At 72.3% G+C, this 13,791-nt stretch carries 14 protein-coding genes and 2 pseudogenes; 12 read left to right on the top strand and 4 right to left on the bottom strand.

The annotated features are described in order from the left end of the window. Positions 1–314: 314 nt before the first annotated feature. Positions 315–1,226 (bottom strand): LysR family transcriptional regulator, encoded by a 912-nt coding sequence (locus ABZ721_RS14555; RefSeq protein WP_358788964.1) that lies wholly within the window; start codon positions 1,224–1,226, stop codon positions 315–317. 119 nt (positions 1,227–1,345) lie between these two features. Here ABZ721_RS14555 and ABZ721_RS14550 point away from each other — a divergent pair, with 119 nt between their 5' ends. From ABZ721_RS14550 to ABZ721_RS14535, 4 genes and pseudogenes are all read left to right on the top strand, one after another. Then, entirely contained in the window at positions 1,346–2,158 is an 813-nt protein-coding gene (locus ABZ721_RS14550; protein WP_358788963.1) for an inositol monophosphatase family protein, read from the top strand. A 70-nt stretch (positions 2,159–2,228) separates the two neighbouring features. Then, positions 2,229–2,873: an NAD(P)-binding domain-containing protein gene (locus ABZ721_RS14545; protein ID WP_358788962.1), complete on the top strand. Its 645-nt coding sequence runs from the start codon at positions 2,229–2,231 to the stop codon at positions 2,871–2,873. 797 nt (positions 2,874–3,670) lie between these two features. Further along, a pseudogene (locus ABZ721_RS14540) lies at positions 3,671–4,195 on the top strand (capsule biosynthesis protein CapD); the annotation flags it as partial. Between the two features lie 359 nt (positions 4,196–4,554). Next, on the top strand, positions 4,555–5,085 hold the full coding sequence (locus ABZ721_RS14535; RefSeq protein ID WP_358788961.1) for a hypothetical protein: 531 nt from the start codon (positions 4,555–4,557) through the stop codon (positions 5,083–5,085). A gap of 170 nt (positions 5,086–5,255) precedes the next feature. Here the strand turns inward: ABZ721_RS14535 and ABZ721_RS14530 are convergent, their stop codons facing one another. The 3 genes from ABZ721_RS14530 to ABZ721_RS14520 all read right to left on the bottom strand — a co-directional run bounded on the left by ABZ721_RS14530 (position 5,256) and on the right by ABZ721_RS14520 (position 8,270). Next, positions 5,256–6,146, bottom strand: coding sequence for a TIGR04222 domain-containing membrane protein (locus ABZ721_RS14530; protein WP_358788960.1), 891 nt, complete (start codon positions 6,144–6,146; stop codon positions 5,256–5,258). Between the two features lie 242 nt (positions 6,147–6,388). Beyond that, positions 6,389–7,258 carry a PhzF family phenazine biosynthesis isomerase gene (locus ABZ721_RS14525; protein ID WP_358788959.1) on the bottom strand — a complete coding sequence of 290 codons (870 nt, stop codon included), beginning with the start codon at positions 7,256–7,258 and terminating at the stop codon, positions 6,389–6,391. 145 nt (positions 7,259–7,403) lie between these two features. Then, complete coding sequence (locus ABZ721_RS14520; RefSeq protein WP_358788958.1) at positions 7,404–8,270, bottom strand: hypothetical protein; 867 nt, start codon at positions 8,268–8,270, stop codon at positions 7,404–7,406. Positions 8,271–8,371: 101 nt separating this feature from the next. Here ABZ721_RS14520 and ABZ721_RS14515 point away from each other — a divergent pair, with 101 nt between their 5' ends. The 8 genes and pseudogenes from ABZ721_RS14515 to ABZ721_RS14480 form a co-directional block, all read left to right on the top strand. Next, entirely contained in the window at positions 8,372–8,935 is a 564-nt protein-coding gene (locus ABZ721_RS14515; RefSeq protein ID WP_358788957.1) for a TetR/AcrR family transcriptional regulator, read from the top strand. A 387-nt stretch (positions 8,936–9,322) separates the two neighbouring features. Further along, complete coding sequence (locus ABZ721_RS14510; RefSeq protein ID WP_358788956.1) at positions 9,323–9,733, top strand: VOC family protein; 411 nt, start codon at positions 9,323–9,325, stop codon at positions 9,731–9,733. Between the two features lie 285 nt (positions 9,734–10,018). Beyond that, the gene (locus tag ABZ721_RS14505; protein WP_358788955.1) at positions 10,019–10,540 is read left to right on the top strand and encodes an AraC family transcriptional regulator; all 522 of its coding nucleotides are present in this window, start codon (positions 10,019–10,021) and stop codon (positions 10,538–10,540) included. 56 nt (positions 10,541–10,596) lie between these two features. Continuing rightward, positions 10,597–10,878: pseudogene (locus ABZ721_RS14500) on the top strand (glyoxalase); the annotation flags it as partial. 108 nt (positions 10,879–10,986) lie between these two features. Continuing rightward, positions 10,987–11,400 (top strand): VOC family protein, encoded by a 414-nt coding sequence (locus ABZ721_RS14495; RefSeq protein ID WP_358788954.1) that lies wholly within the window; start codon positions 10,987–10,989, stop codon positions 11,398–11,400. A 155-nt stretch (positions 11,401–11,555) separates the two neighbouring features. Then, positions 11,556–11,990: a YdeI/OmpD-associated family protein gene (locus ABZ721_RS14490; protein ID WP_358788953.1), complete on the top strand. Its 435-nt coding sequence runs from the start codon at positions 11,556–11,558 to the stop codon at positions 11,988–11,990. 84 nt (positions 11,991–12,074) lie between these two features. Further along, complete coding sequence (locus tag ABZ721_RS14485; protein ID WP_358788952.1) at positions 12,075–12,515, top strand: DoxX family protein; 441 nt, start codon at positions 12,075–12,077, stop codon at positions 12,513–12,515. 475 nt (positions 12,516–12,990) lie between these two features. Beyond that, positions 12,991–13,791 (top strand): glycoside hydrolase domain-containing protein (locus tag ABZ721_RS14480; RefSeq protein ID WP_358788951.1); only part of this gene is annotated, 801 nt, incomplete at its 3' end.

The raw sequence follows: 13,791 nt of genomic DNA, 5'->3' as shown, positions 1-13,791 counted from the left end.
GCGCGGGCCAGCCGCGCCGCAAGCAACGGGTGCCCCGTTACCTTCTAGACGGCCCCGACGAGGGACTGCGCTCCACAGGCGCCTCCACGCGACCCCCACGGGCCCGGACGGCCGATCACCGCAACAGCCCCGCGCCGAACGGCGGGAGGGATACGACCGCAGCCCACAGGCCCCGTGGCCGGACGCCCGCCAGAGACCTCCCGGCCGCCGCGCTCGCCCCGGAACGCCCCGCACCGGCCCGGCGCCGCGCGCGGCCGACCGCACCCGGCGCCCCCGCCCTCGCCTCCGGTCAGCGGGGCCGACGGGCAGGGGAATCACGCACTGGGCGACGAGAACAGCGCCTGGATCGTGCCCGCGGCCACATCGCGCAGCCAGGCGTGCGCGCGGTCGTCGTCGTAGCGCTGGTGCCACAGCAAGTACAGGGAGACGTCGGGCACCTGCAGCGGCAGGGGCAAGGTCGCCAGCCCGAGGTGGTCGCGGGCCGTGCGGGTGACCGCGTCGGGGAACGTGACCACCACATCGCTTTCGAGGGCGAGTTGCAGGGCGAAGGCGGCGGTGGGCCCGGCGGCAACGACGCGCCGCTGGAGGCCGTGGGCGCCCAAGGCGTCGTCGATCGGATCCCGCAGATTTCCCCGCCGCGAGACAGTGACGTGTTCGGCCGCCGCGTAGCGCTCCAGGCTCAGCGGGGCCTCGGTGAGCGGGTGGCCCGGCCGGACGGCAACCACCAGCCGGTCGGTGCCGACCAGGCGGTGGCGGATGTCGGGGCGGGTCGGGGGGCTGGAACTGGAGGCCAGGTCGACCTCGCCGCGGCGCAGTTCGGGGGTGTCGGTGGCGGGTTCGGCGGACAGGCGCAGCCGGACGCCGGGGGCCTGGCGGCGCACGGTCGCGGTCAGCGCGGTCCCGCAGGCCGCGACCAGCGCGTCGTGCCAGCGCACGGTGAACACCCGTTCCAAAGCGGCCAGGTCGAGCTCCTCCTGCGCGGACAGCAGGTGGTGAGCCTGCTGCACGAGAGCGTGGACCGGGGCGCGCAGGGCCAGGGCGCGGGTGGTGGGGACCATGCTGCGGCCGGTGCGGACCAGGATCTGGTCACCGGTGGCCTTGCGCAGGCGGCCCAGCGTGCGGCTCATGGCCGGGGAGGTGACATGCAGGCGGGCGGCGGCGCCGGCGACGCTGCCCTCTTCCAGCAGCGCGTCCAGGGCGGTGAGCAAATTCAAATCCAGTTGCATGCGGGTAACTCTACAAGTGACAAGCATGCACTTGTTGTTAATGACAGGGCGGCCTACCGTCACAGGGCGGGCAGGGAAACCAACCCACCAGCCCGCACCACCACTTCAAGGAGCCCGCCATGAGCACCGCCCTGCCTTTCGCCGCTGACACCACCCTGCTGGCCGACGTCACCGCCGCCGTCGAGACCGCCGGCCGCACCCTCCGCGACCGCTACACCACGCACGCCCGGGGCGTGAGCCTGGACGAGGTCGTCGCCGAGATCTACGCCAACGACGACGCCGTGCTCGCGGTGCTGCGCGAGCCGCTGCTGCAGGCCCGCGCAGGATCGCAGTGGGCCGAGGACGAACTGGCGGGCGGCGCGCTGCCGGCCGGCGAGTGGTGGGTCGTCGACCCCGCCGAGGGCAACATCAACCACGTACACGGCATGGACGACTGGTCCGTGACCGCGACCCTGGTCCGCGACAACCGGCCGGTCCTGACCGTGGTGCACCTGCCGCTGACCGGCGACACCTACACCGCCGTGGCCGGCGGCGGCACCCACCTCAACGGCCAGAAGCTGCAGGTGTCGGCCAAGACCGACCTGGGCGCCACCCTCATCGGCACCGGCCAGGCCAAGCCCGGCGAGACCGACGCCACCTTCCGGCGCATCGGCGACTCCGTGACCGCCATGCTCATCAACGGCCTGGTCGTCCGGGTGTCCGTGCCCGCCACCATGCAGCTCATCCACGTCGCCGCCGGCCGGATGGACGCGTTCTGGCAGTTCTCCGACGTCCGCTCCGGCCTGGTCGCCGGTGCCCTGCTGGTCGCCGAGGCCGGCGGCACCGTCACCGACCTGGCCGGCGCGCCCTGGCACACCGGCAGCCGCGACTTCCTGGCCGCCGCCCCGGGCGTGCACGTCGGCGTCCTGAAGGTCCTGGCGCCCATCGTCTGACCGGCAGCCCGCCGCTCGAACTCCGCTCACCCCCGCACGCGTTACCTGACCTCACAAGGAGCACCACCACATGAGCAGCATCGGCATCCTGGGCGCCGGCCGCGTCGGATCCAACCTCGCCACCCACCTCGCCGCCGCCGGCCACCAGGTCACCCTCGGCGTCAGAGACGCGGACGACATCGCCGCCCTGGCCGCAGGATCCAGCCCGCACCCCACCTACGCCGACCAGCGCACCACCGCCCGCACCACGGACCTGGTCATCAACGCGACGCCCGGCGACAGCTCCCTCGATCGCCTGGCCGACCTGCGCACCGAACTCGCCGGGAAAATCCTCATCGACGTCTCCAACGCCACTCGCGACGCCGACGACGGCCTGCCCGGCGACCTGTGCTATCCCGGCAGCAGCCTCGCCGAAAAGCTGCAGGCCGCGCTCCCGGACACCCAGGTCGTCAAGACCCTCAACACCATGCTGTTCATGGTCATGACCGCACCCCAATCCCTGGCCACCCCACCGACCGTCTACGTCTCGGGCAACGACGACACCGCGAAGAAGACCGTCACCGGCCTACTCGGCGACCTCGGCTGGCAGCCCGCCTGGATCGAGGACCTCGGCGACATCACCACCGCCCGCGCCACCGAATCCCTCATCCTCCTGGTCCCCCACATCCTGCGCCGACACGGCTTCCAACCCTTCGCCGTCTCCCTCGCCCGCTGACCCCTTGCGGGGCACCGGCCAACGCACCACACGCAGCACGCCGCCCCCCAGCGCGCCAGGGGCCCGGCGTGCTGCCAGCACAACGGGGCCGGTCACGGTGGGACGAGGAATCCCCGGGCTTGGACGACGTGGGGACGTGCAGCTGGGCTGCTCCACTCGGCGTTCGAACCATTTCGTCCAGGGGTTGGATCCGGCTCGAGGGTACAGGCGGGCGGACCGAGGGCCGTATACACCCGGGGAAACCCCCGGTCGCCGCTGCTCCGGCGCGGGCACCGAGCACGTGAGAACCCGGACCGGACGAAGCCTCACCCCGGCCGTCCGATCCGAAAGGTGCCTGCGATGGGGAGCCCGCGAGGTGGACGGCGGCGGTTCGCTAGCACCGAGACGCCCCTGACACCCACCGGCCCCCAACCCCGCCCATCGGCCCCGGGACCGACCCACCCGCCTGCACCAGAACGCTGCCGGCGTCCGTCCGGACGGCCAGTCCCGGTCGGGAGTGCGCTCGCCGACGCTGGCCTGCGGGCAAGCGGTTCAAAGCTCCGCACCACCTCGCCGACTTCGGCTCCCAGGTCACCTGAAGCAGGCCGTCGGGTGCGTGCTGCACCACGACGGGAATGCGGCCTCGCCCTCACGAGTCCCGTCTCTTTCGGCAGGCCGCGTGCCGTTGACATGCTCTGCCTGGATGCCCATGATGATCTCAGCATCGGCACGGCACGGTCCGTGCCGATATTGTTGTCAGCACAAGCGTCGGGCAGGTCGGAGTTGAGACACGGCAAACGCCGACCGATGAACGGGGCCTCGGCCCCGCCGCCGAAAACCTCGCCGTGGAGCAACTGCTGCAGGCCAGCTGGATGGCCCGGACGATCCTGCGGCCCACACAGTTCGCCTCCAACGCAGTGATGTGGGCGGCCACCGTGCGCAACGACGAGACGGTCCACGCACCGTACGCACAGGCCGCACTGCCGACCATCCACCGCGGCGGCATCGCCGCCGTAGCACGCGTGGCCTGCACCCAGCCCGGCCACCAAGGGCATATCCACGCCTTGACCGGTCCTGAGCTGATCACGCCCCGGCAGCAAATGCGGGCCATCGCGGCAGCGCTGGGCCGGGTGGCTCCTTTCTCCGAAAGCAGTCGCCGCCACGCCCACGCGGACATGGCCGCGATCCTCGGGGCTGAGACCGCGGACGCGGTGCTCGACGTCATCGGCGGTGACGTGAATCCGGAGGTACTGCGGGTCCATGACACGGTTCCCCGGCTCACCGGATGCCCGGCCCGCCCGTTTCGCCAATGGGCGGCGGAGAACGCGGACGCGTTCCGCTGAACAACCCGGCAGTTGGACCTGCCGTCCCGTCACCGCACACTGGCCGGGCGGTGATCGGACGGGTGACGGCGTACCGAATCCGGCTCGGCGGGCCGACCCGGTCACCGTCTCCCGGCCGCAGCACCGATATCCGTCGGCCCCACGGTGCGCCGCCTTTTCGCCCCACGACCGCGCGGGCCGCAGCGGGCTCAGGCGGCTCGAGATGCTCCTGAGCAGTTCCGGTACCGCAACGTCCCCAGCTCCGCTGCAGTGCGGCGCGTCGGCGAGCTGTCTGGGGGAAGACGTCCCAGGGGGGTAGGCACCCGGTGGAACGCTGTCGGCGACCCCGCAGCACCCGCCGCCGGACCGGAGGGACGGGTATGAGCGTGCACGAGGACGAATGGTCCGCCACCACCGCGGACTACGTGGTCAACACGGTTCGCAACCCCAGCGGCGGCTACGACCCCTGCGCCCGGATCGCGATGTTCTACACCGAACAGACCGGGCCCTACGGGGTGTACAGCGTCGATGCCGCCTACGACGACCGGGTGATCCGCTCGCAGCCGTACGACGCGGAGATCACCGTCGATGCGGATGGCACGACCCAGACGGTGACCGTCGACGAGCGGGCCGTCCACCGGGCCCTGTCCGCCGGCGAGCCCTCCCCCGTGGGGTATTGGCTCGGTGGCCAACCCTATGAGCTCCTGCAGACCGACGAGTCGGATGAACACGACACCCCGGTCCGATTCACGTACCTGCGGGCCCAGACGGAGGCGGCCCTGCTCTTCCACCAAGTCGCCACCGGACGCACCCTCATCGCCATCTGCGCCGACGCCGCCGGCGACCGCGTCGCGCAGGCCAAAACGGCGCTGTATGCGGCTCACACCGTGCTGATCACGAGCGGTTGCTGACCGCGCCCCGTACGTCCCAGCGCCGTTCGGCTCGTGCCGCCGAGCGTCCCTCCTGCGTCCGGTACGCGGTCTCCTCCAGGTGCCGCATGTCGCAGGGGGATCGCCATCCGAGACGGCCGTGGGCGGATCGATGTGGCGGATACGGAACGCGCCCCAGGGGCCCGCGTTCGTCAAAGGCCGCCGAGGCCCGGCGAAGCATCGATCACGCTCTCCGGTGGTTCCGGCTCGGATTGTGGCGGCTGCCGCGGCAGCGGCGTGGGCGCGGTGAGCGGATGGGTGGTGGGAAGGGCATTCAGACCGGACCGAGCCACGTCATGGACCAGGCGCTCCACGGCAGGCACGCGATCCTCGGTCTCGGCGGCCCGCACCGCGCTGTGACCGGCCGCCGTGACGACGCCGAAGGAGTCGGGGTCGTCGGCGTACCGGTCACGGTGTCGACGGCCGGCCCACACCAGCAGCGGATACGCCACCAGCGGCAGGTAGGCCCGCCAGACGACCGCGACGACGACTCCCGCGACGGCCACGGCCGGCACCCAGCGCAGCGTCTGCGTGAAGCGATATCGGGCGCGATAGTACGAGCGGGACACCGGATCACGGTGCAGCACGCCGACCAGGGCACCTTGATCCTGGAGCAGTCCCTCCACAATCAGCCGCTCGCGTAGCGCCCGCAGCGGCGGATCGCTGTCGAACAATTCCACCGGCCACGGCACCCACCCGTGATCGTTCCGCTGCGCGGTCAGCGCGGCGAGCACCGCGGCCTCGATGCCGTCCCGTGCCTCTCCCACGGCCTCCGCGGTGATCCACCGGTCCGCCGGCCGGCCCACGACCAACCGGCCCTGGGCGTGCAGGCGCACCACGACCGCCGCGGCCACACGGCGCCCCCGCCCGCACAGATAGGCCAGCTCGTACAGATCGAGCGGGCTCTGCGCCGATCGGACCGGCCCGATGCGGGCGCGCCGGGCCCGCTGCGCGGACCGCAAGCGCCGCCCCGATGCTACGACGGCGCCGATCGCCCCGAGCGCGAGCAGACACCCCACCAGGTTCCCTAACCAGCTCCCCACAAGCCATTCCCCACTCTCTGAGCGTCCTACGCCCGACGCCCCAAAGGCCCGTGACGCCGTATCCGCCCAGGACACTATGCCCGGCCGCCGGCGGGGGAACTCCCCGCTCCGCCAGGCCGCCCCGGTGGCGGCCCCCGGCGAATCCCGGTGATCGTCGTGGTGTCGTGGGCGGGAACCAGGAGACCCGAGCAGGTCGTCGTCGGTGGCCCCCGCGCCAGCCCCAGGACGGTCCAGTCGGTGCCTCAGGGTGCGTCGCGGACCATCGCCAACCCGCCGACCCGGGTCGTGATGCCCGCCGGCCCGCGGCGGGCTGACGCGAGCACGCTGGACGGTCGACCGAGGGTGTCGCCCTGCTCCACCTCGATCGCGATCGTCTGCGCCCCGGTCGTGTCGAGCAGGTGGGCGGCCAGGGCCCCGGTGCTGTTGGCGTTGGCGACGTCCTCGGCGACACCGATCGCCGGCGCGAACATCCGCGCCGCCCCCGGTCGGTCGCCCACCGGCGGTACGTACACGAAACAGCCGAGGAGCCCGTACCGCCGGCACGCCGTGGCCAACTCTCCGAGGCGGGGCTGGACGCGGAGCAGCGCCGCCCGGTCGCGGACCGGGACCAGCAGGCGGGGGGTGCCGGGCGCGGCGATCCGTGACGTGTGGGTCGGATGCGGGTCGTCCGCGGTGAGCCCGAGCGCGGCGACGAGCGCGGCGCGCTCGTCCGGTGCCGGGTGACGCAGCGCGACCAGGCCCTGGTCGAACCACACCTCGATCCCGGCGGGACGGCGGATCGCGACCGTGTCGAACGTGCGCCCGCCGGTGTGTTGGCGGTCGTGCAGCTCGCCCCGCGCGGTGCGGGTCAACCAGACGGCCTGCGCGGCCACGGTGCCGTGGCCGCAGCCGGACAGTTCGGCGGTGGCGGTGAAGAACCGGACCGGCCGGCCACCATCGGGGGCCCGCCCCGGGCCGAGGAACGCCGCGTGCGAGGTGCCGGCCGCGGCAGCGAGCGCACGCCGGTCCGCGTCCGTGGCCGCGGGGTCGTCGTCGGTGACGGCCGTGGGGCTGCCGCCCCGGCCGTCGCGCCGCACGCACGCGTCAACCACCGTGACTTCCGGCCAGAACATCGGCCACCCCCTTGGACGCTCGACGAACCGGCCACCGCGCACGGCGGACCTGGCCGCACCGGCCGCCCGACCGCGTCCCGGAGCGTACCGCCCTGCCGCGGGCGGCGCCGCCCGCGCCGCGGCCCTCGCGGCGGCGAGGTCTCCCTCAGACCTTCCCGATGCCGAGGGTGTTCTGGGACGGCAGCATGCCGGAGCCGAGCACCTCCAGCCACAAAGGGCCCAGGAGCTCGGCGAGCCGTGCGGTGTCGTCGGCGCCGAGCGCGCGCCAGGGGGCCGCGGCCAGGTCGTCGGTGCGGCGCTCGACCTCGGCGCGCACCGCGCGTCCCGCATCGGTCACCGCCCCGTCGGCATCCAGCAGGCCCCGCGCGATGAGCCGTTCGCGGGCGGCTGCCCATGCGGGCTCACCCCACCCGCGGCTCGCGAAGGTCTCTTCCGGGGCCGCGCCGATCGCGGCGAAGGACACCAGCGCCTCCACGGGATCGAGTGATGCGGTCAGCAGGGCGGCAAGGTGGCCGTCGCCGCGGTGCTCGCGCAGAATCGTTGCGGCGTGCCACAGCACGAGATGCGGCTCCTTCGGCCAGGGCAGCGCGGCGTTGGCGGCAGCGAGCGGGCGGCCCGCGGTGGGCGCGGCCTCCGCCGCGCGGCGGGCGAGCGTGGCCGCCTCGGCGAGGTCCGCGCCGACTATCCGGTCGCCGAGGAGCGCGCGGTACGCCCGATCGACGCCCCGCTCCCGGGCGGCCAGCACCGCCTCGGGTGCGGCGATGTCCCAGGCGGCGGGGATGTGCTCGGCGACCATGTGCGGATCGAAGCTGTAGAAGGCGGAGGCCACTTGACCGGCGCCGGGGGTCCCCAGTGGCGCCGCCCGCAGCGCGAAGTAGCTCGGCCAGCGCTGCGCGGTGTCGAACCCGAGCGCCCCGACCTCGTCGAAGACCTCGGGGGCGTAGTAGACGACAGCGTGCACCGGCTCCAGGAGGTGCCACATCTGCCGCACGCGTCCGTTGTCGTGGTCCATGACGATCCCTCTTCCGGTGACCCAGCACATCTTGACATCGACTAGATTGCCGTCCGCGATCCTAACTTGTCAACGCCTAGATTGCGGGTAATCTGCTGACCATGCCCACCGAACGCGCCTACCACCACGGGGACCTGCGACGCGCCGTGATCACCGCGGCCCTCGACGTCATCGCCACCGAGGGACCCGCGGCCCTGTCCCTGCGCGACCTGGCCCGCCGCGCCGGGGTCTCCCACGCCGCGCCCGCCCACCACTTCAAGGACCGAGCCGGCCTGCTCAGCGCCATCGCCGCCGAGGGCTACGGCATCCTGTCCACCGCGCTCAGCGAGGCGGAAGACCTGCGCGACCTGGGCGTGCTGTACGTGCGCTTCGCCACCGCCCACCCCGCCCACTTCCAGATCATGTTCAGCCCCGAACTCCTGCGCCCGGACGACCCCCACCTCATCGCCGCGCGCGAAGCAACGCGCACCCAGCTCCGGACGGCCGTCGCCGGCTACGGCGACGACCCGCTCATCGGCTTCATGGCGGCCTGGTCGGTAGCCCACGGCTTCGCGACACTGCTGCTCTCCCACAACCTCGACGGCCCCCTGGACGGACGGGATCCCGAAGAGGCGTTCCGGGCGCTCACGGCCGAGATGTTCCGTCCTGGCCGTGTGCGTGAGTAGCGACACCGCCTGGCGGTCAGCGGCAGCGGCACGCGCTCGTGCGGAAAAGCGGTATCACAGGGTGCGGACACCACCTGGCGGCTCGCGGGAGGAGCATCGAGTGCACCGTGTGGTGAGGGGACCAGGAGGCCGCCGCAGCCCGCAGTCGATCGGTACGCGGCGCTTCGCCCGGCCCCGGGCCAAGGCCCCAGCACCAGCCGGCCGATCCAGCGGACGGCCGACCGGCGTCACGTCGTCGGTGCACCGGGAGGGCGGCTGACGGGGTGGCGCAGGCACCGCCGCGGGAACCGTGCGCTCCGCGTGACACGCCCCTGACGGTCCGGGCGCGGCCGGATCGATCAGGATTCGAGAAGCGCGGCCCCTGGGGTCGCCTCTACCCTGCTCGCCATGGACATCACCATTCACACGACGACCCTTCCGCACGACGACCCGGACGCGTCGCTCGCCTTCTACCGCGACGTCCTCGGCTTCGAGATCCGCAGCGATGTCGGGCAGGGCCGGATGCGCTGGATCACGGTCGGCCCGGCTGGCCAGCCGGGCACGTCAATCCTTCTGGCGCCGCCTGCCGCCGATCCCGGCATCACCGAGGCCGAGCGCCGCACGATCACCGAGATGATGGCCAAGGGCACCTACGGCTGGATCCTGCTGGCCACCCCGGACCTCAACGCCGTGTTCGAGAAGGTGCAGGCCGGTGATGCCGAGGTCGTCCAGGAGCCGACCGAGCAGCCGTACGGGATCCGCGACTGCGCGTTCCGCGACCCCGCGGGCAACCTGGTCCGCATCCAGGAGCTGCGCTGAGCCGTGCGGCAATCGCCGCGGCCGCACGGGCCGGCACCGTGACCACCCCTCAGGAACACGGCAGCGCACCGGAGCGGACGTGCCGGCCCTGCCGGTCGCGCGCCGCGACCGCGTCCGGGCCTTCGAGACACCGGTCATGAGCCCGCACCCCGTCCGCCCCTGCCCGGCGGCTGCGAGCGTCCGCAGGGCCGGTCCACACCGCCGCGCGTCCGCGGTGCCGGCCGAGGCGGGCCCGCGGACGCGCGCAAACGTCATCGGAAATGACCGACCAAGGGGAGGGTCCTGATGTGTCAGCCTGAATGGCGGCGTGCCCGCGTGCAGGCGCAGCGCCTGACTGACCTCGCGCGACTGCGCCGTGTCCGTGACCGGATCGACCGGCACTACGCGCAGCCGCTGAACGTGGAGGCGCTCGCCCGTGAGATGAACCTGTCCGCCGGGCAGCTGAGCCGGCAGTTCCGGGACGCCTACGGTGCCTCGCCGTACGCGTACCTGATGACGCGTCGTATCGAGCGGGCGACGGCGCTGCTGCGGCGGGGCGACCTCAGTGTCACCGCGGTCTGCTGCGCGGTCGGCTGCGCGTCCCTGGGCACGTTCACCGCGCGCTTCACCGAGCTGGTCGGCATGCCGCCCGGGGCCTTCCGGCGCCAAGCGGCGGACGCGGCCGCCGACCCGGCCGATGCCGCCGGTACGGCTTGCGATGCGCGGTCGGCGAGCACGGTGGAGAAGATGCCGGGGTGCGTGGCGCAGCACGTCTCCCGACCGGTCAGGAATCGAGAAGCCCCGGCCGCCGGGCAGCCCCTAGCGTGATGGTCATGGCAACCACCGCTTCCACCGCAGCCACCACGTCCCTCGCGTCGGTCACCCTCGAGGTGACCGACCTCGAGGCCGCTCGCCGCTTCTACGCCGACCGGGGCCTGACCGTGGCCAAGAGCGTCGGGGGCACGTACGCCGATTTCGCCCCCTGCCAGTCCAGCCCCATCAAGCTCGCGCTGTACAAGCGCCGCGCCCTGGCCAAGGACCTCGGCGCCCCCGTCGATGACACCGGCTCGCACCGCCTCGTCCTCGGCAGCACCGCCGGTGCCTTCACCGACCCGGACGCGTTCGCCTGGGAGACCGCCGCGGCGCTCGCCGCCACGCCGAACTGACGCTCCGCCCCGCCCTGTTGCTCGACCGGCCACCACGCGCCGCTGCGGGCCGTCGGGCCCCTGCCCGGATGCCCGGCACACCTACCTCTACCATGCAAGGAGTACGCCATGAAAGCCCACGTCAGCTCCATCCTCCTCGGTGTCCGGGACATGGACCGGGCCAAGCAGTTCTACACCGAGGGGCTCGGCTGGAAAATCCAGAACGACTTCGGCATCTCGGTGTTCTTCGCATCGGACGGCGCCTCGCCCGTCGGCTTCTACAGCCGCGCGGGCCTCGCCGACCAGGTGGGCACGGACCAGGAAGGCAGCGGCTTCAGCGGGCTGGTCCTGACCTACGTCGTCCGCAGTGAGGCACGGGTCGAGGAGATCATGGCAGAGGCCCAGAAGGCCGGCGCCACGATCCTCAAGCCCGCCGGAGCTCTGCCGTGGGGCGGATACGGCGGCACCTTCGCCGACCCGGACGGCTACATCTGGAGCCTCGGCTACAGCGCCGAGGGAACCGACCAGCCCTACGCCGAGTAGCCGCGCTCGCGTGCCCCATCGCCGTCCGGAACGGCGCGGCGCGTGCCGCAGCCGTCCCGGACCCGGCGATGGTGCCGTTGGGAGACGTGGCAGCGTTGATCGCAGCCGAGCGGGCCGGATCCGCCGTGGGCGGGCAGAACAGCAGGAGGAAGAGCATGAAGTTTCGAGCCTACGTCGAGCCGCCGGATCCCATGCGGGGCCTGGAAGTTCCGCCCGAAGTCGTAGCAGCGCTGGGCGGGGGCGCGCGGCCGCCCGTGACGATCACGGTCAACGGGCATTGCTGGAAGAGCCGGGTCGCCATCCTGCGCGGCCGCCACCTGCTCGGCCTCAGCCACGCCAACCGCCAAGCCGCGGATGTCGCGATCGGCGAGGAGGTCGAGGTCGAGCTGGAACTCGACACCGAGCCGCGCGTGGTCGTCGAGCCCCCCGACTTCGCCCAGGCTCTCGACGCCGACCCGCTCGCCCGCGCCACATACAACACCCTGTCCCAAAGCCGCCAGCGCGAGCACGTGCGCGCCATCGAGAGCGCGAAGAAGCCCGAGACACGCAGGCGGCGAATCGACAAGGCCATCGCGGCCCTGCGGGGCTGACCCCCGACAGCAACGCCTCCGCGCGGCCTGGAACGCGCCGCGCGGAGGCCCGACCCTGCCCGAATTCCTGCTGAAAGGACACGCATGTCAAAGCGCCTCATGACCGCCCTGTACTGGTTCCTGGCCTTCGAGTTCGTACTGGGCGCCGTGACCAAGTACTGGCCGGGCGACACGATCTTCAGCTCGGCGTACTCCGTGAAGTTCGTCGAGTGGGGTTACCCGTCCTGGATGCGCTTCGTGGTCGGCGCCCTGGAAGGTGCCGCAGCTGTCCTGCTGGTGATCCCCGACAAGCGAACCCGCTTCCTGGGAGCCATCACGCTGATGTTCGTGCTCACCGGCGCGGCCACCACCCACATCGTCAACCACGACCCGGCCGTGGAGAGCTGGGCCGCGCCGGCCCACCTTCTCATCATGGGCATCCTGGCGCTGGCCAACTGGCCCGCCGACTGGCGCGACCTCCTGCGGGCCCGCACCGCGCAGACAGCCCGAACGACACATCCATCCAGGGAGATGAGCACGATGTAGCACTTTCGAGGGATCCCCTGACCTGCACCGACCCGCGTCTGCGCGGGCGAGGATGTCCTTGAGTGAGCGCTTGCCGCTCGTGAGGGCGGTATCGGGCCATACCGCAGCGTTCCTCGCCGCACGAAAGGGCCCAGAGCCCTGCCTCATCGATCAAACCACCGCCCTGCCGAAAAGCGCGCAACACGCGAACCGAACTCAGCAGAACCGCAGGTCGCAAGAGGCGACGGGCGAGGCTCGACGGTGGCTCCTCTCGCACCGGCGGAGGTGCCCGGCGGGCGAACCGGAGCAGGACCGCCCGGCGCGGCGGTTGCGACGGGCACCCGACCGCGGTCCGTACGGGCCGCCGGGCGGATCGCTGACCGCCCCGCCCGGAGGGCAGTGGCGGAGGACCGGACCGGCCACGGCGGTCCCACCGCTCCCGCTTATGATGATCCAGCTCCGGGGACCCGGAGCCTGATGCGTTTTGGGGCGGGGAATGTCGAAGCACCGGTTGTCCAAAAAAGGCCGCTACATCGCGCTGGCGACGACAGGCGTCGTCGTCGTGGCCGGTGCCGGGGTCGTAGCGCAGACCTCGATGGCGGCCACGGCCTGGCCGGCGCAGAAGACCTACACCGGCCGGGCGTTCGACGCCTGCACCGCCCCCTCCCTCGCCACGATGAACGCGTGGAAGAAGGACAACTACTACAGCGGTGTCGCGGTCTACATCGGCGGGAAGAACCGCGGGTGCTCCCAGCCCAATCTGACCAAATCCTGGGTGAAGTCGGTCAACACCGCCGGCTGGCGGGTCATCCCCCTCTACGTCGGCGCTCAGCCGCCGTGCCAGACGAGCGGCAACAAGGAGCGGTTCACCGCCGCCACCGCCGCCGCAGTCGGGGTCAGCAACGCCAACGACGCGATCGCCAAGGCGGCTGCGCTCGGCATGAAGGCCGGCAGCCCCGTCTACCTCAACATGGAGTCGTACAACAGCGCCGACAAGGCGTGCAACGACGCCACCCTGACCTATGTACGGGCCTTCAGCAAGACCCTCCGCGCCAAGACCTACCGCGGCGGCCTCTACGGCTTCAGCACCTCCAGCGCCAAGGCCATCGCCACCGCCCCGGACCGGACGGACCTGCCGGGCAACCTCTGGTACGCCCTGTGGAACGGCCAGGAGACCACCACCAAGGACTGGCCCTGGAACCCGAAGCTGTACACCGACCACAGCCGGGCCCACCAGTACCAGGCCAACAGCAAGGAGACCCGCGGCGGCTACACCCTCACCGTCGACCGCAACGCC

It is taken from the genome of Streptomyces sp. NPDC006733 (assembly GCF_040636125.1).
Taxonomy (GTDB): Bacteria; Actinomycetota; Actinomycetes; order Streptomycetales; family Streptomycetaceae; genus Actinacidiphila.
This window is presented reverse-complemented; position numbering and strand designations above follow the sequence as displayed.